The sequence below is a fragment of the Brachybacterium hainanense genome (assembly GCF_042434575.1).
Taxonomy (GTDB): Bacteria; Actinomycetota; Actinomycetes; order Actinomycetales; family Dermabacteraceae; genus Brachybacterium; species Brachybacterium hainanense.
The window spans coordinates 20,566-43,435 of record NZ_JBHLSV010000005.1; the positions used below are offsets into that span (position 1 = coordinate 20,566).

At 71.8% G+C, this 22,870-nt stretch carries 21 protein-coding genes and 3 tRNA genes; 9 read left to right on the forward strand and 15 right to left on the reverse strand.

Annotation, left to right across the window (positions count from 1 at the left end; translation table 11 throughout):
* Positions 1-9: 9 nt before the first annotated feature.
* From ACFFF6_RS05085 to thiL, 3 genes are all read right to left on the reverse strand, one after another.
* Positions 10-1,293, reverse strand: coding sequence for a glycosyltransferase (locus ACFFF6_RS05085; RefSeq protein ID WP_376978816.1), 1,284 nt, complete (start codon positions 1,291-1,293; stop codon positions 10-12).
* A 42-nt stretch (positions 1,294-1,335) separates the two neighbouring features.
* On the reverse strand, positions 1,336-2,418 hold the full coding sequence (locus tag ACFFF6_RS05090; protein ID WP_376978818.1) for an NAD(P)-dependent alcohol dehydrogenase: 1,083 nt from the start codon (positions 2,416-2,418) through the stop codon (positions 1,336-1,338).
* 215 nt (positions 2,419-2,633) lie between these two features.
* Complete coding sequence (thiL, locus tag ACFFF6_RS05095) at positions 2,634-3,590, reverse strand: thiamine-phosphate kinase (protein ID WP_376978820.1); 957 nt, start codon at positions 3,588-3,590, stop codon at positions 2,634-2,636.
* A 49-nt stretch (positions 3,591-3,639) separates the two neighbouring features.
* Between thiL and ACFFF6_RS05100 the strand changes: the two genes are divergently transcribed.
* Together ACFFF6_RS05100 and ACFFF6_RS05105 are read left to right on the forward strand one after the other, a co-directional pair.
* Positions 3,640-4,164, forward strand: coding sequence for a DUF3515 family protein (locus tag ACFFF6_RS05100; protein ID WP_376978821.1), 525 nt, complete (start codon positions 3,640-3,642; stop codon positions 4,162-4,164).
* Positions 4,161-4,874: a hypothetical protein gene (locus ACFFF6_RS05105; RefSeq protein WP_376978823.1), complete on the forward strand. Its 714-nt coding sequence runs from the start codon at positions 4,161-4,163 to the stop codon at positions 4,872-4,874. The genes ACFFF6_RS05100 and ACFFF6_RS05105 overlap by 4 nt, the downstream gene beginning before the upstream one ends.
* Positions 4,875-4,895: 21 nt before the next feature.
* Here the strand turns inward: ACFFF6_RS05105 and ACFFF6_RS05110 are convergent, their stop codons facing one another.
* The 7 genes from ACFFF6_RS05110 to leuC form a co-directional block, all read right to left on the reverse strand.
* Positions 4,896-6,011 carry a D-alanine--D-alanine ligase family protein gene (locus ACFFF6_RS05110; protein WP_376978825.1) on the reverse strand — a complete coding sequence of 372 codons (1,116 nt, stop codon included), beginning with the start codon at positions 6,009-6,011 and terminating at the stop codon, positions 4,896-4,898.
* A gap of 13 nt (positions 6,012-6,024) precedes the next feature.
* On the reverse strand, positions 6,025-7,035 hold the full coding sequence (locus tag ACFFF6_RS05115; protein ID WP_376978827.1) for an NAD(P)H-dependent glycerol-3-phosphate dehydrogenase: 1,011 nt from the start codon (positions 7,033-7,035) through the stop codon (positions 6,025-6,027).
* The gene (locus tag ACFFF6_RS05120; protein ID WP_376978829.1) at positions 7,032-7,772 is read right to left on the reverse strand and encodes a lysophospholipid acyltransferase family protein; all 741 of its coding nucleotides are present in this window, start codon (positions 7,770-7,772) and stop codon (positions 7,032-7,034) included. The genes ACFFF6_RS05115 and ACFFF6_RS05120 overlap by 4 nt, the downstream gene beginning before the upstream one ends.
* Positions 7,773-7,774: 2 nt before the next feature.
* Positions 7,775-8,395, reverse strand: coding sequence for a DUF2867 domain-containing protein (locus tag ACFFF6_RS05125; RefSeq protein ID WP_376978831.1), 621 nt, complete (start codon positions 8,393-8,395; stop codon positions 7,775-7,777).
* Positions 8,396-8,400: 5 nt separating this feature from the next.
* Entirely contained in the window at positions 8,401-9,717 is a 1,317-nt protein-coding gene (murA, locus tag ACFFF6_RS05130) for a UDP-N-acetylglucosamine 1-carboxyvinyltransferase (RefSeq protein WP_376978833.1), read from the reverse strand.
* A gap of 164 nt (positions 9,718-9,881) precedes the next feature.
* Entirely contained in the window at positions 9,882-10,487 is a 606-nt protein-coding gene (gene leuD / locus ACFFF6_RS05135) for a 3-isopropylmalate dehydratase small subunit (RefSeq protein ID WP_376978835.1), read from the reverse strand.
* A 24-nt stretch (positions 10,488-10,511) separates the two neighbouring features.
* Entirely contained in the window at positions 10,512-11,924 is a 1,413-nt protein-coding gene (gene leuC, locus ACFFF6_RS05140) for a 3-isopropylmalate dehydratase large subunit (RefSeq protein WP_376978837.1), read from the reverse strand.
* A 199-nt stretch (positions 11,925-12,123) separates the two neighbouring features.
* On the opposite strand from leuC, the gene ACFFF6_RS05145 reads away from it, so the two are divergent.
* Complete coding sequence (locus ACFFF6_RS05145; RefSeq protein ID WP_376978839.1) at positions 12,124-12,876, forward strand: IclR family transcriptional regulator; 753 nt, start codon at positions 12,124-12,126, stop codon at positions 12,874-12,876.
* A 62-nt stretch (positions 12,877-12,938) separates the two neighbouring features.
* Positions 12,939-14,372 carry a cardiolipin synthase gene (gene cls / locus ACFFF6_RS05150; RefSeq protein ID WP_376978841.1) on the forward strand — a complete coding sequence of 478 codons (1,434 nt, stop codon included), beginning with the start codon at positions 12,939-12,941 and terminating at the stop codon, positions 14,370-14,372.
* Between the two features lie 59 nt (positions 14,373-14,431).
* On the opposite strand, the gene ACFFF6_RS05155 is transcribed toward cls, so the two are convergent.
* The 5 genes from ACFFF6_RS05155 to ACFFF6_RS05175 all read right to left on the reverse strand — a co-directional run bounded on the left by ACFFF6_RS05155 (position 14,432) and on the right by ACFFF6_RS05175 (position 17,423).
* Positions 14,432-14,504 (reverse strand) — tRNA-Glu (locus tag ACFFF6_RS05155).
* A 54-nt stretch (positions 14,505-14,558) separates the two neighbouring features.
* A tRNA-Glu gene (locus ACFFF6_RS05160) sits at positions 14,559-14,631 on the reverse strand.
* Positions 14,632-14,674: 43 nt separating this feature from the next.
* Positions 14,675-14,746 (reverse strand) — tRNA-Gln (locus ACFFF6_RS05165).
* 321 nt (positions 14,747-15,067) lie between these two features.
* Positions 15,068-16,591 (reverse strand): glutamate--tRNA ligase, encoded by a 1,524-nt coding sequence (gene gltX / locus ACFFF6_RS05170; RefSeq protein ID WP_376978842.1) that lies wholly within the window; start codon positions 16,589-16,591, stop codon positions 15,068-15,070.
* Positions 16,592-16,646: 55 nt separating this feature from the next.
* Positions 16,647-17,423, reverse strand: a complete 777-nt coding sequence (locus tag ACFFF6_RS05175) for a fumarylacetoacetate hydrolase family protein (protein ID WP_376978844.1) — start codon at positions 17,421-17,423, stop codon at positions 16,647-16,649.
* A gap of 137 nt (positions 17,424-17,560) precedes the next feature.
* On the opposite strand from ACFFF6_RS05175, the gene ACFFF6_RS05180 reads away from it, so the two are divergent.
* The 5 genes from ACFFF6_RS05180 to ACFFF6_RS05200 all read left to right on the forward strand — a co-directional run bounded on the left by ACFFF6_RS05180 (position 17,561) and on the right by ACFFF6_RS05200 (position 22,854).
* Positions 17,561-17,794: a hypothetical protein gene (locus ACFFF6_RS05180; RefSeq protein WP_376978846.1), complete on the forward strand. Its 234-nt coding sequence runs from the start codon at positions 17,561-17,563 to the stop codon at positions 17,792-17,794.
* Between the two features lie 56 nt (positions 17,795-17,850).
* Entirely contained in the window at positions 17,851-18,816 is a 966-nt protein-coding gene (locus ACFFF6_RS05185; protein ID WP_376978848.1) for a 3-methyladenine DNA glycosylase, read from the forward strand.
* 363 nt (positions 18,817-19,179) lie between these two features.
* Positions 19,180-19,695 (forward strand): hypothetical protein, encoded by a 516-nt coding sequence (locus ACFFF6_RS05190; protein WP_376978850.1) that lies wholly within the window; start codon positions 19,180-19,182, stop codon positions 19,693-19,695.
* 40 nt (positions 19,696-19,735) lie between these two features.
* Complete coding sequence (locus tag ACFFF6_RS05195; RefSeq protein WP_376978852.1) at positions 19,736-20,251, forward strand: hypothetical protein; 516 nt, start codon at positions 19,736-19,738, stop codon at positions 20,249-20,251.
* Between the two features lie 38 nt (positions 20,252-20,289).
* On the forward strand, positions 20,290-22,854 hold the full coding sequence (locus tag ACFFF6_RS05200; protein WP_376978853.1) for a DEAD/DEAH box helicase: 2,565 nt from the start codon (positions 20,290-20,292) through the stop codon (positions 22,852-22,854).
* The last annotated feature ends 16 nt before the right edge of the window (positions 22,855-22,870 follow it).

Genomic DNA, 22,870 nt, shown 5'->3' on the forward strand with positions numbered 1-22,870 from the left:
GTGCGCGGCTCAGGCCCGGATCCGGCGCGGGCCGCGCTCCTCGAGCAGCTCCTCGCACAGCTCCGCGGCCCGACCGGGGCCTCCGGCTGCGGCCATGGAGCCGGCCACACGCTGAGCCGCCTGCCGCAGGTCCCCGTCCCGGAGCATCTCGCCCACGGCGCGGTCGAGCGCCGCCGGGCTCGCCCGTCCGGGCCGAAGCCGCCGGCCCGCGCCCGAGGAGGCGACGTTCCCGGCACCGACCCACTTCTCCACGGAAGAGGGCACCGCGAGCACGGGGACGCCGTGAGACAGAGCGGCCATCATCCCGCCGTACCCGCCGTTGGTGACGAACAGGTCGGTGCGCGGGAGCAGCAGGTCCTGCGGGACCCAGCCGGCGTCGATCACATCGGCGGGCAATCTCCCGGCACGGTGGCGTCCGCCGATCACGAGCTGCACCGGCCGGTCGCGGAGGGCCTGCACGGTCCGGGCCACGAGCGAGCTCCCGTCCCGGCCGAGGGTCCCCTCGCTCACATGGACGAGAGGCAGGCACGGGTCCAGCGCCGCGAACCAGTCCGGCGCGACCGCGGCGCCCCGCGATCCCGCTGCGAGGTCCCCGACGAAGTGCACGGCAGGCGGAAGATCGGGTCGGAACGGCTCGACCTCGGCCGTGCCCTGGGCGAGGATCAGGTCCCGGGACCATGCGCCGTGCAGGCCGCCCCGGTCCGTGCGCGCGATCCCCACGGCGGAGCGCGCCTCGTCGTGCAGCCTCCGGAAGGCCGCATCGACGGTCCGATCCAGGAGCAGGCGCAGCGCCGCGTCCCGCCCGCGCCCCAGCACGGTGCGCCCCGGGGCGAAGGGAGCACCTGGGGGCGGCAGATACCGGCTCGGCAGGGCCAGCGGCGAGAGGGACGCGGTCGCATAGGGCACGCCGGAGAGCTCGTGGAACAGCTCGGCCCCGAAGCAGGTGCCCTCCGCGATCACGGCGTCCAGCGGATCCTGCTCATGGGCCGCGAGCATGTCCTGCGCCTGCCCGGGGGCGATGCCGAAGAACAGCTCGCGGAAGTCGACGAGCAGCGCGCGGGGCCCGCGGGCGCGGGCCATCGCGGGGAAGGTCTCCTCCGGGGCCGTGTCGTCGAAGTCGGTCGCGGCCCGGTACGGGAGGTGCTCGGCCCCGGCCTCGCGGACCGCTTCCGCATAGCGCGCCCCGGTGTGCACCACGACCTCGTGCCCCCGGCCCAGCAGAGCACGGGCCAGGCCCAGCATCGGGCGGACGTGTCCGGCGAACGGGGTGGCCGCCAGCAGGGACCGCGACATGTCTGCTCCTTCGACGACGAGGGCCTCCAGGGACCTCAGGTCTCAGACGGCCGCGGCATCGACCTCGGCGAACGTCGCGGTGTCGATGACGACGCGGAAGAACACCTCGCCGGAGACGACCCGGTCGTAGGCCGCATCGACCTCGGAGACGCCGATCGTCTCGATCTGCGCGGCGATGCCGTGCTCGGCGCAGAAGTCCAGCATCTCCTGGGTCTCCTTGATGCCGCCGATGTTCGAGCCCGCGAGCACCTTCGACCCGCCGATCAGCGCGCCGAAGCCGATGCTCTGCTTCTCCGGCGGGAGGCCGACGACCGCGAGCACACCGCGGGGCGCGAGCAGTCCCAGGTAGGCATCGACCTCGATGTCCGCGCTGATGGTGTTGAGGATCAGGTCGAACTCGCCGCGGTGCTCGGCGAAGAAGCCGTCCTCGGTGGTGGCGAGGACCCGGTTGGCGCCGAGGTCGATCGCGAGCTGCTCCTTCTTGCGGGAGCGGGAGAGGACGGTGACATCGGCCCCCATCGCCGCGGCGATCTGCACGCCCATGTGACCCAGCCCGCCCAGGCCCAGCACGGCGACCTTCTTGGGACGACCGTCGACGCTCTCTCCCGCGCCCCAGCGGGCGAGCGGGGCGTACGTGGTGATGCCGGCGCACAGCAGGGGCGCGGCCACGTCGAAGTCGAGGGCGTCGGGGATCCGGCAGACCATGCGGTCCTTGACGACGACCTTCTCGGCGTAGCCGCCCTGGGTGATGGTGCCGTCGACATCGGTCGCGTTGTAGGTGCCGACGTTCCCACCGGTGCACTCCTGCTCCTGGTCGGAGCGGCATGCCTCGCAGCTGCCGCACGAGTCGACGAGGCAGCCCACGCCCACGCGGTCCCCGACCTTCCAGGCGGTGACGTCGCTGCCGACCGCGGAGACGACGCCCGCGATCTCATGGCCGACGGTCAGCGGGAAATGCGCCTCGCCCCATTCATTGCGGATCGTGTGGATGTCGCTGTGGCAAATGCCGGCGGCCTTGATGTCGATGACGACGTCGTCGGGCCGCGGGTCGCGGCGCTCGATCTCGGCGATGCGGAACGGCTGATCGGGCCCGGTCTTCTGCAGGGCCTTGACGGTGAAGCTCATGGGAACGCCTTCCGGTGCTCGGTGCGGGAATGCGACAAGCCTAGTAGGTCTGCGGCGTGGATCCGCCCGGCGAGCTGCGCCGGATGTGCGAGCAGGCGTGCACCCCGGAGTCCTGGCCGGAGACTTCTGGAGCCTGGGCGCCGGAAAGCGCCATCTTCTCCGCCCCTCGTCGCTCTCGCTCCAGAAGTCTGCGACCCCCGCTGGAGCGGAGCCGATCAGACGAAGTGCTCCCATCCCTGCCCGCTGATGGTGGCGCCGTCCAGCAGGAGGACGCCGTCGCCGTCCTCGGGCCGCCTCTCCTCGACGCGGCCGATGGGCCGGAACCCCTCCGGGACCCCGCCGGGCCCGAAGGCGGCCAGCATGGCGTGCTCCTCTGCGCTGTGCAGCACGTAGTCCCACGGATCGGCCGCGAGCGCATGGGCGGCCGGCGCGAGAGCAGTCGCATCGGCCGCGAGCAGTGCACGGGAGAGGTCGATCCGCACCCCGCTCGCCGCGGCGAGGCGCCCGCCGTCCCGGACGAGGCCGTCGGACAGGTCCATCATGGCGTGCGCGCCTCGTCCGGCTCCCCAGCCCAGCGACAGGTCCGGTGCGGGAGCGTTGTGCCACGCCACGTGCTCGCCGCTGAGATCGCCGGCGAGCAGCTGGGCGAGACCGGCGGCGCTGCGGCCCAGCAGCGGAGCACCGATGGCGAGCACGTCCCCCGGCCGTGCACCCCCGCGGGTGATCGGCTCCTCGTCCTCGCCGAGGGCGCCGACGGCGGTGACGGCGATGCTCAGCTGATCGGCACGGCCCAGATCGCCGCCGACGACGCTGACCCCGTGCTCGGCGCATCGATCTGCGAGGCCGCGGCTGATGCCCTCGAGGACGGCGAGCTGGGTGGACGGTGGCGCGCTGAGCGCGACGACGACCGCGATGGGGCGCGCACCCATCGCCGCGACGTCCGCGAGGTTCTGCACCGCCGCCTTCGCGCCGATGCTCTCCGGGCTCGTCGCCGGAAGCAGGAAGTCCGCCCCTTCGACGAGGGCATCGGTGGTGATGACCAGGCGAGAGCTGGGCAGCCGCACCACGGCGGCATCGTCCCCGGGGCCGAGCTCGACCTCGGGTCCGGCCGCGAAGTGCGGCAGGATCGCGGCGAGCAGACCGGATTCGTGCAGGTGGGCGATGGAGGGCATGGGAGAAGTCTGCCCCATCGACCTCAGCCTGGCCCGGTACGCTTCCCTCGTGCACCTGCGTCCTCTTCTGCCCCCCGCCTCCCGGGGCTCCCTGGGGTCCCTGCTGGTCCTGGTCTCCCTCGCCGGCTGCGGCACGACGACCGTGCCTCCCGGGCCCGATGCCGCGGATCCCGTCTGCGCGAGCATCATCGCGACCGCGCCGAAGGAGATCCTCGGGCATGCGCGGCAGGAGACCAACAGCCAAGGGACCCTCGTCTGGGGCGAGGGCGAGGACGCGATCGTGCTGCGCTGCGGCGTCGAGCCCCCCGGGCCGACCACGCAGCAGTGCACGACCCTCGCCGATGCCGCGGGGGCGGAGGTCGACTGGATCGTCACGACGAGCGACGATGAGGACCCGGAGGACCCGTCCGCGATGGTGCTGTTCACGACCTACGGCCGCACCCCCGCGGTCGACATCTCCGTCCCCCGCTCCGCGGCCCCCGAGCAGCCCTCCGCGGTACCGCTCGAGTTCACGCGTCCCATCGCGGCGATCCCGGCGACCACGCGCTGCATCGGCCCCGGGGACGCGGCATGAGCACGAGCGCCCAGCCCGAGCCCGGCCCGGCCAACCGCGCGGGTGCGTGCCTGGTCGCGCTGTGCATCGTGCTCGTCCTCGCGGTCGCGGGCCTGGTGGTGACCGGGGCGATGCTGTGGTCCTCGGTGCGGGAGCGCGCAGCGCAGGAGACCGCCGAGGTCCCGTCCGCGACGGCCGCCCCGGCCACGACGACCTCTCCCCCGGCGACCCGCGCCCCGGCCGCGGAGACCACCGCCGAGACCGCAGCGGAGAGCGCGACGCCCGCGCCGCAGACGCCCAGCTCTCCCACCGCGACGCCCGCAGCGGACGAGGAGACGACGGCGGCGCCCGAGGAGGAGACGACGCCCCTTCCGGAGGGGACCGTCGACTTCGAGGTCACCGGCTCCGACAGCGCCCGCAGCCTCGACCTGGGCTTCGGTCCGTACAGCTCGGAGAACGGCACGCTCGTGGTGGTATGGGCGGACATGACCAACGAGGCCGACGCCCCGCTCGAGCCGGGGGCGGACCAGTTCTTCGCCTACGACTCCGCAGGGAACCGGCACAGCCTCGCCGTGCTGTCGTACTCGACCGGGGAGGAGGGCTTCGCCCCCGGCGTGACCGTGGAGCTCCGACTGGTCTTCGACGTCGCCGAGGACGTCGAGATCACGGAGGTGGCCTTCGTCCATCCGACCCTCACCGACGGTGAGGAGCAGCGGGCGGCCGTTCCCTGAGCAGCGACGCCGGAGAGGAGATCAGCGCAGGCCGACCCGGCGCGTGCGCGCCAGCTCCAGCAGATCCGTGATGAGCGCCGTGTAGTCCAGGCCCATGTTCCGCCAGAGCACGGGGAACATGGAGAAGGGCGTGAAGCCGGGCATGGTGTTGACTTCGTTGACGAGGACCGTGCCGTCCTCGGTGACGAACACGTCGACCCGGGCGAGGCCCTCCAGCCGCAGCACCGCGAAGGCGCGCGCGGCCACGTCCCGGACCTCCTCGAGCAGGGCGTCGCTGAGCTGCGCCGGCACCTGGATCTCGACGGTGCCCTTGCCGAAGTACTTCGACTCGTAGTCGTAGAAGTCGAGGTCCTCGCCGATCCGCACCTCTCCGGGGATCGTGGTGCGCGGCTCCTCGCCCGGCCCCGCCTGCAGCACGCCGCATTCGACCTCCCGGCCCGGCACGCCCTCCTCGATGAGGATCCGCGGATCCTCGGCGAGCGCGGTCTTGATCGCGTGCTCGAGCTCGGAGGGGTCGCTGACCTTTGTCACCCCGAGCGATGAGCCGGCGCGCGCGGGCTTGACGAACCAGGGCAGCGCGAGGCTCGAGGCGACGGTCCTCTCCACGTGCGGAGCCTCCCGGGCCCAGCGCTCCTCCGTGATCGTGAGCCCCCGGGCGGTGGCGATCCCGGCACGGGCCAGCGCCGCCTTGGTCGCCCCCTTGTCCATGCACAGGGCGGAGGCGAGCACGCCGCTTCCGACGTAGGGGATGTCCAGCAGCTCGAGGGCGCCCTGGACCGTGCCGTCCTCGCCGTAGGGACCGTGCAGGAGCGGAAGGACGACGTCGACCTCGGCGAGGGGCTCGACGCAGCCGTCGCGGATCACGCGCAGGGCGGCCTTCTCCCCCGGGCCCACCGCCCGCGAGGGCAGCAGAACCTCGGGTCCGTCGTCTCCGACCTCGGGGGCGAGCCCGCCCACCATCGTCCAGGCCTCGGCGTCGTCGGAGACATGGACCCAGCGCCCTGCCCGGGTGATCCCGATGGCGATGACGTCATAGCGGGTGCGGTCGATCGCGCCGAGGATGCCGCCGGCGGTGACGCAGGAGATCCCGTGCTCGCCGCTGCGGCCCCCGAAGAGGAGGGCGATGGTCGTGGTCATGGGATGAGCGTAGTCACTCCGGCCGGACGGGACGCGCGAGCAACGCCGCTGTGACATCCTCGATACGTGCTCCGCGGTCCGCGACCGCGACGACGGAGCGGGTGATGGGCATGTCCACGCCCAGCCGCCGCGCGATGACGTCGACGGCGCGGGCGGTCTCCACACCTTCCGCGGTGCGGCCCACCGCGGCCGCGGCCTGCTCGATGTCCAGGCCCCTGCCCAGCGCCGCCCCGAGGGAATGGTTGCGCGACAGCGGGGAGGCGCAGGTCGCGACGAGATCCCCCATGCCCGCGAGGCCCGCGAAGGTCGCCGGGTCGCCGCCCAGGGCCGTGCCCAGCCGGCTCATCTCCGCGAGGCCCCGAGTGATCAGGCTCGCCCGCGTGTTGTCGCCGTATCCGAGCCCGGCCGCCGCGCCCACCGCGATCGCGACGATGTTCTTCACGGCCCCGGCGACCTCGACACCCACCAGATCCGCGGAGGTGTAGGCGCGCAGGCTCGGCCCCTGGCACCAGCGCGCGACGGCCTGGACCACGTCCGGGTCGGTGCCGGCGACGACGCTCCCGCAGGGCTGGCCCTCGGCGATCTCGGCGGCGAGGTTCGGCCCGGACAGGACCGTGACCAGGCCCGGGGCGATGCCGCCGGCGTCCACGAGCACCTCGCTCATGCGCCGGTCGGTGCCGCGCTCGATGCCCTTGGCGAGGGAGACGACCGGCACCGGCGGAAGGCTCCCGCCCATGCCGGGGGCCGCGCGCCATGCGGCCAGGCTCTCCCGCAGACGCTGTGCAGGGACCGCGATGACCAGGGCCGATGCCCCCTCCACGGCCTCGGCGATGCGGCTGGTGGCCGTGATCGCGGCGGGCAGCTCGCGTTCGCCCAGGTAGTCGCGGCAGCGGTGCTCCTCGCGGATCTCGCGCGCGAGCTCCTCGCGGCGGGCCCACAGGGTCACCTCGTGCCCGGCGCGGGCCAGCAGCAGGGCGAAGGTGCTGCCCCACGAACCGGCTCCCAGCACGGCGAATCGAGTCATGCCCATCCCTCCTCGGGTCGATGGCTGTCCTGGCGCGGATCATGCACGGCCGAGGGCGGCGTCTCTCCCCGGATCTCCGCGAGCATCTCGGTGATCGCGCCCATCACCGCGGCCATGAGGCGGGCGGCCGCCTGCGTCTCGGTCTCGCCCTCCCGCCGTGCGGGGACGATCGGCGATCCGACGCGGAGCGTGAGCTGTGCACGCGGGATCGGGGTGGGCAGCACCGCTCCGACCGGCCAGAGGGCCGCCGAGCCCCAGCAGGCGATCGGCAGCAGCGGAGCACCGGTGCGCAGGGCCAGCCGGGCCGCGCCGAGCCGGGGACGCATCGGCCAGCCGTGCGGGTCCCGTGTGTAGGTCCCCTCGGGGAACACCATGATCAGCTCTCCGCGCTGCAGCGCTCGCTCGGCGGCGTCGAGGGCGCGGGCCGTGCGGGCGGTGCCGCGGGCGACCGGGATCTGCCCGGAGGCCCGCAGCAGGCCTCCCAGGACGGGCACCCGGAACAGGGACTCCTTGGCCAGGAACCGCGGTGCCGCGCCGGAGGCCTGCAGGAGATGGCCGTAGGCGATCGCGTCGAAGGGGCCGCTGTGGTTGCCGCAGGCGATCACCGCTCCCCGGGGAGGGAGGTTCTCCGTGCCCAGCCAGGTGCGACGCGCCAGGAGCCGGGCCAGGGGCCGCAGCAGGATCTGGGCGACCGAGATGACGGCCCCGGAGCGACGCTCGGGGGCGCGCCGGGGCACGCTCAGGCTCCTGCGGGGTCGCCGGGTCCGCGGCCGATGGCCCGCTGGGCCCCGCGGGTGATCTTGCGGGCGGCCTGACCGCCGATCGAGCGGGCTCCGCCGCCCGCGACGGCGCGGCGGCGCACGGTGGTCGCCGCCCGCCGGGCGAGGGTGTTCACAGCGGCGGCGTGCATGAGACGGCGCGGGGCGAAGGCGAGGCGTCCGCGCAGGGAGCGGTACTTCACCGCGGTCGTCACCTGCAGCAGCTCCCCGCCGGGGAGCAGCGCCACGCCGATCCGCAGCGACAGGTTCTCGTCGTCGTCCTTGATGAGGGCCTCGCCGCCGCGGACCTCGTCGGTCACGTACTCCTTCTGCGGGGGCGGGACCATGTCGAACAGGCGCACGGCCTCGTCGCGCAGCGCGAGCAGGCCCCGCTTGCCCAGCGGGGTGTTCTCGTGGGAGAAGATCGCCTCGGCCCACACCCGGGGATCCGGCTCCTCGACCCCGCGGGTGGGGACGATGACGACGTCGCAGTAGTCCGGCACCGGGATGTCGCGCAGCGCGATCGAGGAGGCGGCGCCGCGCATGTCCCCCGGATCCGTGTGCTCCATGGTCGGCTCGATGCTCCGATCCGTGTCGCTCATGACGCTCATTCCTCCCAGAAGTCGGCGCCGAGGGCCGACAGCTTGTCGCGGAAGCTCTCGTAGCCGCGGTCGATCAGATCGATGCCCCGGATCGTGGAGACGCCCTCGGCGCCGAGCGCGGCGATCAGGTAGGAGAAGCCTCCGCGCAGATCCGGCACGGTGATGTCCGCGCCGTGCAGCGCCTTGGGCCCGGAGATGACAGCCGAGTGGTTGTAGTTGCTGCGGCCGAAGCGGCAGCTGGAGCCGCCCAGGCACTCGCGGTAGACCTGGATCTTCGCCCCCATGTGGTTGAGCGCCCCGGTGAACCCGAGCCGGTTCTCGTACACCGTCTCGTGGACGATGGAGATGCCCTCGGCCTGGGTGAGCGCCACCACGAGCGGCTGCTGCCAGTCGGTCATGAGCCCGGGATGGACATCGGTCTCCACGGCGATCGACCGCAGCGGCGTGCCAGGGTGGAAGAAGCGGATGCCCTCCTCGGTGATCTCCATGCCGCCGCCGATCTTGCGGAACACGTTCAGGAAGGTCGCCATCGGCTTCTGCTGGGCGCCGCGCACCATCACCGAGCCGGAGGTGACGAGGGCCGCGCACGCCCAGCTGGCGGCCTCGATGCGGTCCGGGATCGCGACGTGGTCGAAGCCGCCCAGGCGGTCGACGCCCTCGATCGTGATGGTGCGGTCCGTCTGCAGGGAGATGATCGCGCCCATCTTCTGCAGCACGGCGATGAGGTCCTCGATCTCCGGCTCGACGGCGGCGTTCGTCAGCTCGGTGACGCCCTCGGCGCGCACGGCCGTCAGCAGCACCTGCTCGGTCGCGCCCACGCTCGGGTACTCGAGGTGGATCCGGGTTCCGCGCAGACCGTCGGGAGCGGTGATGTAGATGCCCATCTCGCGCTTGTCGACATGAGCGCCGAACTTCCGCAGGACGTCGAGGTGGTAGTTGATGGGCCGGTCGCCGATCCGGCAGCCGCCCAGGTCCGGGATGATCGCCTCGCCCAGCCGGTGCAGCAGCGGACCGCAGAAGAGGATCGGGATCCGGGAGCTGCCGGCGTGGGCGTCGATGTCCACGACGTGCGCCTTCTCCACGTTCGAGGGGTCGAAGCGGATGGTCCCCGCCGCGACGTCCCGGTCGACCTGGACTCCGTGGATGCGCAGGAGCTCGGACACGATCGCGACATCGCGGATGTCCGGGACGGAGCGCAGGACGCTGGGCTCCTCGCCCAGCAGGGCGGCGACCATCGCCTTGGAGACGAGGTTCTTCGCGCCGCGGACGGTGATCTCGCCGTCCAGGGGGCGCCCCCCGCGCACATGGAATGTGTGGGTCATATCGTCCTTGGGATCAGCTCATGTCCCCGGGCAGATCCCGGCGACGACCGCCTCACCATACCGGAGCGGCGGGCGCCGTCGCTGGGTGCCGGGACGGTTCCCGGGTCCTGTCGCGACGGCGCCCGCGGCTGTGGCCGGGGGTTCCCGCAGGGGCGGGCCGGGGGTCAGCCGGCGGTCCGCACCGGCAGGGTGCGGGGCATCCAGGAGGGGCGCGAGGCCTCGAAGGCCTCGATGTCCTCGAGGTGGCGCAGCGTCAGGCCGATGTCGTCCAGGCCCTCCATGAGCCGCCAGCGGGTGTAGGCGTCGATGTCGAAGCGGAAGGTCGCATCGGCCGCGTGGACCTGCTGCTCGACGAGGTCGACGGTCACCTGCGCTCCCGGCTCCTCCTCGAGGATCTTCCACAGCTGCTCGATGTCGTCCTGGCTCAGCTCGGCGGCCACGAGCCCCTGCTTGCCGGCGTTGCCGCGGAAGATGTCCGCGAAGCGGCTCGAGAGGACGGCCCGGAAGCCGTAGTCCCGCAGGGCCCAGACGGCGTGCTCGCGGGAGGAGCCCGTGCCGAAGTCGGAGCCTGCCACGAGCACGGAGCCCGAGCGGTAGGCGTCCTGGTTGAGGATGAACTCCGGATCCTTGCGCCAGGCGGCGAAGAGGCCGTCGTCGAATCCGGTCTTGGTCACCCGCTTGAGGTAGACCGCGGGGATGATCTGGTCGGTGTCGACGTTGCTGCGACGCAGCGGGACGCCGATCCCGGTGTGGGTGCTGAACTTGTCCATGGGATTCTCCGTGTCCGTGCGCGATCAGGCGAGGGGGGCGAGGTCGCCGGGCGAGCTGAGCGTGCCGCGCACGGCGGTCGCGGCGGCGACCACCGGCGAGACCAGGTGGGTGCGTCCGCCCTTGCCCTGGCGGCCCTCGAAGTTGCGGTTCGACGTCGAGGCGCAGCGCTCCCCCGGGGCCAGCTGGTCCGGGTTCATGCCCAGGCACATCGAGCAGCCCGCCTCGCGCCATTCGGCGCCGAAGGCGAGGACCTCGCGGTGCAGGCCCTCCTGCTCGGCCTGCAGCTTGACCCGGGCCGAGCCCGGGACCACCAGGACCCTGACGCCCGGGTCCTTCTCCCGTCCGCGGATCACGTCGACGAAGGCCCGCAGGTCCTCGATGCGGGAGTTGGTGCACGAGCCCATGAAGACGGTGTCCACGCGGATGTCCTTGAGCGGCGTGCCCGGCACCAGGTCCATGTACTCGAGCGCTCGCTGGGTCGCGACGCGGGAGGTGTCGTCGGTGAAGTCCTCGGGGGCGGGAACCGCGGCGCTCAGCGGCAGGCCCTGACCGGGGTTGGTGCCCCAGGTGACGAAGGGCTCGAGCTCGTCGGCGTCGATGACGACCTCGGCGTCGAAGGTCGCGTCGTCATCGCTGCGCAGGGTCTTCCAGTAGGCGACCGCCTCGTCCCAGTCCGCGCCCTGCGGGGCGTGGGGGCGGCCCTGCACGTAGTCGAAGGTCGTCTGGTCGGGGGCGATCATGCCCGCCCGGGCGCCGGCCTCGATCGACATGTTGCAGATCGTCATCCGGCCCTCCATCGAGAGGGAGCGGATGGCCTCGCCGCGGTACTCGAGCACATAGCCGGCGCCGCCGCCGGTCCCGATCTTCGCGATGACCGCGAGGATGATGTCCTTCGCGGTGACGCCGGGGCGGAGCGTTCCGTCCACCGTGATGGCCATCGTCCGGAAGGGCTTGAGCGGGAGCGTCTGCGTCGCCATGACGTGCTCGACCTCGGAGGTGCCGATGCCGAAGGCGAGGGCGCCGAAGGCGCCGTGGGTCGAGGTGTGGGAGTCGCCGCAGACCACGGTGATGCCCGGCATGGTCAGGCCCAGCTGCGGCCCGACCACATGGACGATGCCCTGATCCTTGTCGCCCAGGGAATGGATGCGCACGCCGAACTCCTCCGCGTTGCGGCGCAGGGTCTCGATCTGCGTGCGGCTGGTGATGTCCGCGATCGGCTTGTCGATGTCGATCGTGGGGGTGTTGTGGTCCTCCGTGGCGATCGTCTGGTCCAGACGGCGCAGCGGGCGGCCCTCCTGCCGGAGGCCGTCGAAGGCCTGCGGGCTCGTCACCTCGTGCAGGAGCTGGAGGTCGATGTAGAGGAGATCGGGCTCGCCGTTCTCCCCGCGGCGCACCACGTGGTCGTTCCACACCTTCTCTGCGAGGGTCCCCGCCATCTGCTTCTTCCTTTCCTCGCGTCCTGAGACGCGTCCTCCCGCCGCCCGAGCCGGTGCGCGGAAGGGGGTCTGTCACTGGGGCTCCGTCCGCCGTGCACGCCCTTGTGGGGCTCCGCGACGCGACGTCGTGGTGCAATCCTCAGGCGGTCCGTAGCCCCCCGCACTTGCGTCTCACGGTCTAAGACGGCAATATCGGAGCATGGACACACACGTGACGGAGGACGCCGGCAGCGGCGTGGGCGTGCTCGACAAGGCCGCCATCGTGCTCGGTGCCCTCGAGGCCGGGCCCGCGACGCTCGCCCAGCTGGTGCAGCTGACCGAGCTCGCCCGGCCCACGGCGCACCGCCTCGCGGTCGCCCTCGAGCACCATCGGCTGGTCGCCCGCGACATGCAGGGCCGCTTCGTGCTGGGCCCGCGCCTGGGCGAGCTCGCCGCCGCCGCCGGCGAGGACCGCCTCCTCGCGGCGGCCGGACCCGTGCTGGGCGCCCTGCGCGACCACACCGGGGAATCCGCCCAGCTGTACCGCCGCCAGGGCGACCACCGGGTGTGCGTGGCCGCCGCGGAGCGTCCCATCGGGCTGAGGGACTCCGTCCCGCTCGGGGCGACGATCACCATGAAGGCGGGATCGGCGGCGCAGATCCTGCTGGCCTGGGAGGAGCCGGACCGGCTCCACCGCGGGCTGCACGGCGCCCGCTTCACCGCGACCATGCTCTCCGCCGTGCGGCGCCGGGGCTGGGCGCAGTCGATCGGCGAGCGGGAGCCGGGCGTCGGCTCCGTGAGCGCCCCCGTGCGCGGCCCCAACGGCCGGGTCGTCGCCGCGCTCAGCGTCTCGGGGCCGCTGGACCGGATCACCCGCCAGCCCGGGCGCCTCCACGCCGCCGCCGTCATCAGCTCCGCCAACCACCTCTCCGATGTCCTGCGCCGCGCGAGCACGGAGGTTCTCGGCGAGTAGCCGCGGCCCGTGCAGGAGCCGGATCGGCCGCCGGGCCGCGCCGGGTCTGCGAAGATCAGCCCATGAGCATCTGGCTGATCATCGACATCCTCGTGGTCCTCTACTGGATCGGCGTCGCCACGCTGATCATCAGCGAGGACCGCGAGCCCACCGCCTCCCTCGCCTGGCTGCTCGTGCTGTTCGCGCTCCCGTTCGTCGGGCTCGTCGTCTATTTCTTCCTGGGCCGGAACTGGCCCGCCATCACGCAGCGCTCCCGAGCTCGCCACCGGCTGATCGCCCTCGTCTCCGCGTTCATGCCGCAGGTGCGGGCTCCCCATGAGGCGTCCACGTCCGCGTTCCGCGCCGCGCCGCCCACGGACGCCGTCGGTCGCACGAGCGAGCTCATCACGCACGTCGCCGCCGCTCCTCCGATGCCGGTGCGCAGCTGCGAGATCTTCGAGGACGGCGCCGAGTACTTCGACGTGCTCATCGCCGATATCGCCGGCGCGCAGCGGTTCGTCCATATGAGCTATTTCATCTGGGGACACGACGAGCTCACCGCCCGCATCACCGCAGCACTCCTGGACAGGCTCCAGGCGGGGGTCGAGGTGAGGATTCTCAACGACTTCATCGGCTGCTTCCCGTATTCCTCGGCGGAGATGACGCGGCTGCGCGAGGCCGGCGCGCACATCGGCAGCGACATGAAGGGCCTGGCGCGGCTGAACTACCGCAACCACCGCAAGATCACGGTCATCGACGGGGACCTGGGGCACACCGGCGGCTTCAACATCGGCCAGGAGTACATCGACGGCGGCTCGCGCTTCCCGGCCTGGCGGGACACAGGGCTGCGTCTGACGGGCCCCGGAGTCGCGGATCTCGAGAAGCTCTTCGACATGCGCTGGTACGAGGTCTTCGGGGAGGACCTGTTCCGTCCCGAGTACTACCCGGATCCGGACGCTCCCGGGGGCGAGATCATGGTGCAGACCGTCCACCACGGCCACGACGATCCGTGGCATTCGGCCACGCGCGCGCACCAGGTGGCCATCAGCGGCGCGAGCGAGCGGGTCCTGCTGCAGTCGCCGTACTTCGTGCCGGACCCCTCGACGATGGACGTCCTGGTCAATGCCGCAGCCAGCGGGGTGCGGGTCGACCTCATGACCACGACCTACCTGGACAAGCGGATCCCCTGGTACGCGGCGGAGACGTACTTCCGGCGGTTCCTCCAGGCTGGTGGGCGCATCTGGATGTGGGAGAAGGGCTTCTTCCACACGAAATCGCTCACGGTCGACGGGATCGCGTGCTCGATCGGCACCCTGAACCTCGACATGCGCAGCCTGCGCCTGCACAAGGAGCTCATGGTGTGGATCTACGACGAGCAGATCGTCGCCCACCATGAGCGGATCTTCGAGAGGGACCGGGAGGCCTGCCGGGAGCTGACCCTCGCGGAGGTCGAGGGCTGGGGCTGGCCGCGCCGGTTCCGCAACTCCGCGGCACGGCTGGTGTCCAACCTGCTGTGAGCGCCCCGGCGACAGAAGCAGGAAGGACCGGCACCCGATGGGTGCCGGTCCTTGATATGTACCCCGTACCGGATTTGAACCGGTGTTACCGCCGTGAGAGGGCGACGTCCTGGGCCGCTAGACGAACGGGGCGGACGCACGGACCCCGGAGGGACCGCACTGATCAGCTCCCGGAGGAGCTGCTCGTACCCCGTACCGGATTTGAACCGGTGTTACCGCCGTGAGAGGGCGACGTCCTGGGCCGCTAGACGAACGGGGCGCGGGCCGATCGTTTCCGCCGGAGAACGACGGAACGAACTGCGCTGGGCTACCTGGACTCGAACCAAGAACAACTGAACCAGAATCAGCCGTGTTGCCAATTACACCATAGCCCATGGTGAGCCACGGACCCGGGGCCCGTCCCCTCGGAGCCTCGCTCCTCAGGTCCGCACTTCCATGCCGTGACGAGTTAGAACTCTATCCGGTCCGGGCGGGAACATCAAAGCGAGAGGGCCCTTTTGCGCTGTGAGGCTCCACACGAGCCCGTGACCGGCGCGCCTGTCGACCCTGCGCGGACCTGTGGGGCATGACGGGCCGCCGACCCGCCCGACCGCCCCGGCTCCGACCGGCACGGCCGCATCGACACCCGATGCGCCGAGGGCTCCGACGACGTGGCGTCGGAGCCCTCGAACACCTGCGAGGCGTCCTGTGCGGCCTCAGGCGGCGGCGAGGCGCTCGCGCAGGGAGCGCAGACGCACGAGGCTGGAGCCGCGGCCCAGCAGCTCCATGGACTCGAACAGCGGCGGGGAGATGCGACGACCGGAGATCGCGCTGCGCAGCGGCCCGAAGGCGAGGCGCGGCTTGATGCCCATGTCCTCGACGATCGCCGTGCGCAGCGCGTCCTCGAGGGCCGCGGCGGTGAAGGAGCCCTCCCCCAGCGCCTCGACCTCGGCGATGGCGCGGTCCAGCACGGCGACCGGATCCTCGCCCAGCTTCTTCAGGGCGTCGTCCTGGACCACGAGGTCGGCATCGGCGGTGAACAGGAAGCCGAGCAGGTCCGGTGCCTCGCCGAGGAGGTTCATGCGGGTCTGCACCAGCGGCGTGGCCGCGGCCAGCAGGCGGTGCTGCTCCTCGGTGATCGGGTCGGCCACGAGGCCGGCGGCCTGCAGGTAGGGCACGAGGCGCTCGACGAGCTCCGCCTCGGGCAGCAGGCGGACGTGGTCGCCGTTGATGGAGGTCGCCTTCTTGATGTCCACGCGCGCCGGGTTGGGGTTCACGTCGGCCACGTCGAAGCGCTCGATCATCTGCTCGCGCGAGAAGATGTCCTGATCGGCGCTGTACCCCCAGCCCAGCAGGGCGAGGTAGTTGACCATGCCCTCCGGAAGGAAGCCCTGCTCCCGATAGAGGAAGAGGTTGGACTCCGGGTCGCGCTTGGAGAGCTTCTTGTTGCCCTCGCCCATCACGTAGGGCAGGTGCCCGAACAGCGGCACCTGCGTCGCGACGCCCACGTCCACCAGCGCGCGGTAGAGCGCCACCTGGCGCGGGGTGGAGGAGAGCAGATCCTCGCCGCGCAGCACGTGGGTGATGTTCATGAGGGCATCGTCCACGGGATTGACCAGGGTGTACAGCGGCTGCCCGTTGGCCCGGACGACCACGTAGTCCGGCGTGGAGCCGGCCTTGAAGGTGATCTCGCCGCGCACCAGGTCCGTGAAGGTGATGTCCTCGTCGGGCATGCGCAGGCGCCAGGTGGGCTCGCGGCCCTCCGCTCGGAAGGCCTGCTTCTGCTCCTCGGAGAGGGTGCGGTCGTAGCCGTCGTAGCCCAGCTGGGCGTCGTTCCCGGCGGCGCGGTGGCGCTCGGCGATCTCCTCCGCGGTGGAGAAGGACTCGTAGATGTGGCCCGCGGCCTTGAGCTTCTCGATGACGCCCTGGTAGATCTCCCCGCGCTGGGACTGACGGTAGGGCCCGTGGGGGCCGCCCACCTCGACACCCTCGTCCCAGTCGATGCCCAGCCAGCGCATCGACTCCAGCAGCTGGTGGTAGGACTCCTCGCTGTCCCGCGCCGCGTCGGTGTCCTCGATGCGGAAGATCAGCTTCCCGCCGGTGTGGCGGGCGTAGGCCCAGTTGAACAGGGCGGTGCGCACCATGCCCACGTGCGGGGTGCCGGTGGGACTCGGGCAGAACCGGACCCGCACCTCGGCGGGTGCGGCGGCGGACGGGGTGGACGCGGCGGGGATGCTCACGCGGCTTCTCTCTTCGATGACGGGATGAATGGGTGCGGGGCAGGGCTCGGCGCGGTCAGCGCCGCACGATCGGATTGGACAGGGTGCCGATGCCCTCGATGGTGACGAACACCTGGCTGCCCTCGGCGACGGTGCGCACGCCCGCGGGGGTGCCGGTCAGCACCACGTCGCCGGGAAGCAGGGTGACCACGCGGGAGATCTCGGCGATCAGCTCGGGCACGGAGCGGAGCATGTCCGCGGTGGTGCCGTCCTGGGCGACCTCGTCGTCCACGACGGAGCCGATGCGCGCCGCGGCCGGGTCGAAGTCGGTCTCGATCCACGGACCCAGCGGGCAGGAGGTGTCGAAGGCCTTGGCGCGGAACCACTGCTTCTCCGCGCGCTGGACGTCGCGCGCGGTGAAGTCGTTGGCGCAGGTGTACCCCAGGATCACCTGGGGCGCCTGCTCGGGGTCGATGTCCTTGGCGATGGTCTTGACGACCACGGCGAGCTCCGCCTCGAGGCTGACCTCGTCGCTGTAGGAGGGCAGGACCACCGGGTCTCCGGGACCGATCACGGCCGTGTTGGGCTTGAGGAACAGCAGCGGCTGCTCGGGGACCTCGTTGCCGAGCTCGGCGGCGTGCGCCGCATAGTTGCGCCCCACGCACACGACCTTCGAGCGAGGGATGACGGGCGCCAGCAGGCGGACGTCGGCGAGCGGGGTGATCTTCCCGGTGGGGCGGATCTCGGTGTACAGGGGGTCCCCGGTGAGGCCGTAGACCATGTCCGTGCCGTCCTTGTCCTGGACGATGCCGTACATGGGGTCCTCGCCGGTGGTGTATCGGACGATGCGCATGCGCTCCAGTCTAGGCCGCGACCTCCCATCCCGGAGCGCGTCAACCCCCGTTGACACACTGTCGTCGGACCCCTAGGCTGTCAATGATGGTTGACGCGCGGGGCGACCCCCGTGCACCGATCCCGGGAGGGGAGCCGATGAGGACCGCGCTGCAGCAGGACGAGGACCCGCCGAGCGGACCGCTGGCCGAGCTGGTCGCGCTGTCGCAGCGGCGCGCGACCCTCGAGAGCGAGCTCGAGCAGGAGCAGACGGTGCTCGTGCGCCGCGCCCGCACCGCAGGCGCCCCCTGGGCCGCGATCGCCGCCGCCCTGGGGGTCTCCCGACAAGCCGTGCACAAGAAGTACGGCGGGTCCCGCTTCAGCCGCGGCTGATCGGCCGCGATCCACCTCACGTCGCCGGTCGCCGCCTCGCCTGCCAGACTTGGGCCATGCCCTCGCCCGTCCCCGAGCCCCGCCGCGTCCTGGACGCGCCGACTGCCGCCGCCGCGCGCGCGGCGCACGAGGCGCGGGCCGATGCTCTCACCGCGGGACATCGCGCCCGGCGAGCGGCGGGACGGAAGCATCCCGTCGAGGACTTCCTGTTCACCTACTACCCCTTCAGCGCCTCGCGCCTGCGCCGCTGGCACCCGGGATGGGAGCTCGCCTACGACGCCGCCGCGGATCCGCGTCCGCACGCCGGCGATCAGCCGGTGGGCGACATCCGCCCCGGCGGCGAGCGCAGCTGGTACGCCGACGCCCCGTCGCACCACGCCGCGGGAACGGTGCTGCGTCGAGCCGACGTCGCGCGCTACCTCGCGGAGCGGGCCGATGCGCTGGACTTCATGGCCCGCCTGCTGCGCTCCTCCTCGCTCGCCCGGCGCACGCCGAACTTCTCCTGCTTCGGCCTGCACGAGTGGGCGATGGTCTACCGCCTCGCCCCCGGGCGGCAGCGCCACGAGGACCTGCCGCTGCGACTGGGGCAGGAGGCGACCGATGCCGTCGTCGAGGGCGAGCGCCTGGTCTGCTCGCACGTGGACGCCTTCCGCTTCTTCACGCCGGAGGCCGTGCCCCGCAACTCGATGACGCCGAGCCGCGCCACGCAGGTGCAGCGGGACAATCCGGCCTGCCTGCACGTGGGGATGGACCTGTACAAGTGGGCCATGAAGCTCGTGCCCCTGGTCCCCTCCGAGCTCGTGCTGGACTGCTTCGAGCACGCCCGGGACACGCGCGTGCTGGACATGGAGGCGAGCCCCTACGACGTGCGGCCGCTGGGCTACGGGGTGGTGCCGATCGAGACCGCGGACGGGAAGGCCGAGTACCAGCGGCGCCAGCGCGAGCTCGCCGTGCGCGCCGATGCGCTGCGCGAGCGGATCCTCTCCCGCATCGAGCCGCTCGCCTCCCTCGCGGCGGGGTGAGCGGAGGGGCCGGTGCCGCACTCCCCCGGTCCCGCCGTCCCGCATCGGCCGCGGGTGCTGCGCACGATCCCGCCGCGCCCCGCGCGCTCGTCTCTGCGAGAGGCCGACAGTGAGGAACGCGCTCGTGAACGCACACGCCGTGACGAAGGATCGACGCACCCTGCTCGCGGCCGGCCGTTCCTGGACGACGCGGCGGAGGGCATCTGACCCACCGCCTCGGTTCCGCGACGACGCACCGCTCTCCAGGACATCCTGTCGCGGATCCCGTCGTTCAGGGTCCCCGCGGTGCCCTCGATGACCTCCTGCGCACCGGACGGGACGAGGTTCTCGACGACGACCTGCTGGGAATCGAGGATGGGGTCGATGATCGGCACGGCATCGCGGATGGTGTCCGATGCCCAGCCGAACCCGTCCTCGGCGAAGGTCGCCCCCCGAATCCGTCACATCGGAGATCGCGGAGCTCCCCGTGACCTGCTCGAACGCCCACCCGGGCGCATCCAGCAGGAGCCTGCTCGTCGACCCGCCTCCCGGCCCGCCCGCGATCGTGGAGACCTGGGCGAGACCGGTCAGCTCCGACCATGCCAGATCCAGGCTCCCGGTGACGAGCCCGACCGCCTCGCCGCCTTCTACGTCATCATGATGCTCGTGATCCTGGCTCTGCACCTGCTGGCGATGATCGCCGGACTGCTGCTGGCGCTGCTGGTCCCCGAGCGGCCGCACGTGCTGCGGCCCGCGATCACCACTGCGCGATTCGCCCTGAGCAGGGGCGAGTCCACCTCCGACCACGGCCCCGACCTCCTCCAGCCGGCCCGGCCCGCCCGGGCGGCGATCGATGTGCACCGGCGCTGGCTGCGCGGGGACCTCTCGGTGCGCGGATGAGGCAGCGGCGATCGGACAGGACAGCGCTACCGTAGGGGCGATGATGCACGAACAGGACGGATCCGTCCTCTATGCGGCGCGTGTCCGGCCCATGGCACGGAGGATGTACGACGGTGCGGCGGCGGTGATCGGTCTGCTGACGTGCCTTCCGTGGATCATCGTGATCGTCCTCGGCGACCCGATCCACCTGCTCCTCCCGGCGCTGCTCACCCCCGTCCTCGTGGCGGTCATCGCGGTGCTCCTCCTCCTCGCGCGTCGCAGCTTCGTCGTCACGACCCGCGGGATCTGGATCACCGGGGTGCTGGGCCGGCGCTGGATCCCCTGGGAGCAGGTGCGGGCGATCGAGGTCGAGACGGCCTCCCTTCGGCTCGGCGGCGCTGCGGTCCTCCTGCGCGACGGACGACGCGCAGGGTCCCTGATCACCGCCTCGAACGCGGCCTGGCTCCGGGGCGAGGACCGGATCGCTCCCGGCGCCGCGCAGCTCGACACCTCGCGCCCCGTCCGGGAGGCGCGTGCGGCGCACGCCGCTCACCTGCGCGACCGCGCCGCTCGCTGAGGGGCCGCGGGCCCCCGCCACCTGGCAGACTGGGACCCATGCCTGCCCTCTCCCCGTTCCTTCCCGAGCCCGACGCCGATCAGTCCCCGGACGCGATCATCGACGCCTTCATCGCGGCGCAGGCGGAGCTGGGGCGCAGCCTCTACCCCCACCAGGAGGAGGCGCTGCTGGCGATCGCGGCCGGCGACCACGTGATCGCAGCGACGCCCACGGGATCCGGGAAGACCACGATCGCCTACGCCGCCCTGTTCGCGGCGCTCGCCCGCGGTCAGCGCGCCTACTACACGGCCCCGATCAAAGCGCTGGTCAGCGAGAAGTTCTTCGAGATAGTCGCCATGTTCGGAGCGCAGAGCGTCGGCATGATGACCGGGGACGCCTCCGTCAACCACGACGCGCCGATCATCGTCTGCACCGCGGAGATCCTCGCCCAGCATGCGCTGCGGGAGGGCCCCACGAGCGAGGTGGGCCTCGCCGTGATGGACGAGTTCCACTTCTACGGCGACTCGCAGCGCGGCTGGGCATGGCAGGTTCCGCTCATCGAGCTGCCGCGCACCCAGTTCGTGCTCATGAGCGCGACCCTCGGCGACGTCTCCTTCTTCGAGGAGGATCTCGAGGAGCGCACGGGACGGCCGGTGAGCACGATCGCCGATGCCCCTCGCCCGGTCCCGCTGGACTTCCGCTGGTCGGAGGTCGACCTCGAGGACACCCTGCAGGAGATCCTCACCGATCGCGATGCTCCCGTGTACATCGTCCACTTCACCCAGAAGGAGGCGCTCGAGCACGCTCAGGCCCTGCAGGGACGGAAGATCCTCACGGCCGCGGAGAAGGAGCAGATCCGCGAGCTGATCGGCGACTTCCGCTTCTCCAAGGGCTTCGGGGCGGTGCTCTCGCGCCTGGTCCGGGAGGGCATCGGCGTCCACCACGCGGGCATGCTCCCCAAGTACCGGCGGCTCGTGGAACGCCTGGCGCAATCGGGCCTGCTGAAGATCGTCTGCGGCACCGACACCCTCGGTGTCGGCATCAACGTGCCCATCCGCACCGTGCTGCTGACAGGGCTCGCGAAGTTCGACGGACGCCGATCGCGGCTGCTGAACTCCCGCGAGTTCCACCAGATCGCGGGCCGCGCGGGCCGGGCCGGGTACGACACCGTCGGACACGTGGTCGTGCAGGCACCGCCGTGGACGGTCGAGTTCGTCAAGGAGCAGGCCAAGGCCGCCGCCCGGGCGAAGTCCGGTGCCACGCCCAACAACGCCAAGAAGCGGAAGAAGGAGCCGAAGCCGAAGATCCCCGACGGCGCGATCAGCTGGTCGGAGGCGAACCTCGCCAAGCTCGTCGAGAACGCCCCCGAGGCGCTGCGGCCGCATCTGCGGATCACGGCCTCGATGGAGCTCGCGCTCATCGCCCGACCCGGCGACGCCGTCGCCGCGGCCCGGCATCTGATCATGACCAGCCATCAGACGCGCACGCAGAAGCGGAAGCTCGTGAAGGACGCCGTGGAGATCTTCCGCGGCCTCGTCGAGGCGGAGATCGTCGAGGTCCGCGACGAGGCCGACCATCTGGGGCGCCGGATCGGACTGGTCGAGGACCTGCAGCTCGACTTCACCATGAACCAGCCGCTCGCCCCCTTCGCGATCGCGATGATCGACTCCCTCGACGAGGACTCGGACTCGCTCGCGGCGGACACCGTCTCCATCATCGAGGCGATCCTCGAGGACCCGATGCAGGTCCTGCTCGCGCAGCAGAACGCCGCGCGCGGCGAGCTCCTCGCGGAGCTCAAGGCCGACGGCGTCGAGTACACCGAGCGCATGCAGCAGCTCGAGGAGGTCACCTGGCCGAAGCCGCTCGAGGAGGACCTCGAGGCGGCGCTCGCGATCTACCGGCGCAAGAACCCCTGGGTCCGCGAGAGCGACCTCTCCCCCAAGTCGATCGTCCGGGAGATCTACGAGACCGGGCAGACCTTCAGCGAGTTCGTGCAGCGCTACGGGCTCGCCCGCTCCGAGGGCATCGTCCTGCGCTACCTGTCCGATGCGTACAAGGCCATGAGCCGCACGATCCCGCAGGATCTGCGGACCGAGCAGCTCGACGACGTCATCGAATGGCTCGGCGTGCTGGTGCGCGGCATCGACTCGTCGCTGCTGGACGAATGGGAGGCGCTCACGCATCCCGAGGACGGGGAGCCCGATGCCGCCTCCGAGGTCCGTCCGTCCACGCCCCGCGGTCTGTCCGCGCAGACCAAGGTCCTGCGGACGATGGTGCGGGCCGCCCTGTGGCAGCGCGTGGAGCACTTCGCGTTCGAGCGGGAGACGCGGCTCGCAGAGCTCGACGGCGCCTCGGGCTGGGATCGGAAACGCTGGGCGGAGGCGATGGACGCCTACTACGACACGTACGACGAGGTCGGGATCGACGGTCCGGCCCGGTCCCCGAAGCTGCTGCAGATCGCCGAGGAGTCCCGGCTGTGGCGGATCCGCCAGGTGCTGGATGATCCCGAGGGCAACCACGACTGGGCGATCGAGGCGGAGCTCGACCTCGAGGCCACCGACGAGGCCGGGGAGCCGGTCCTCGCGATCACGAAGGTCGGGGAGATCGGCGGGTTCCGGGACTGAGACGCTCCCGCCGGCG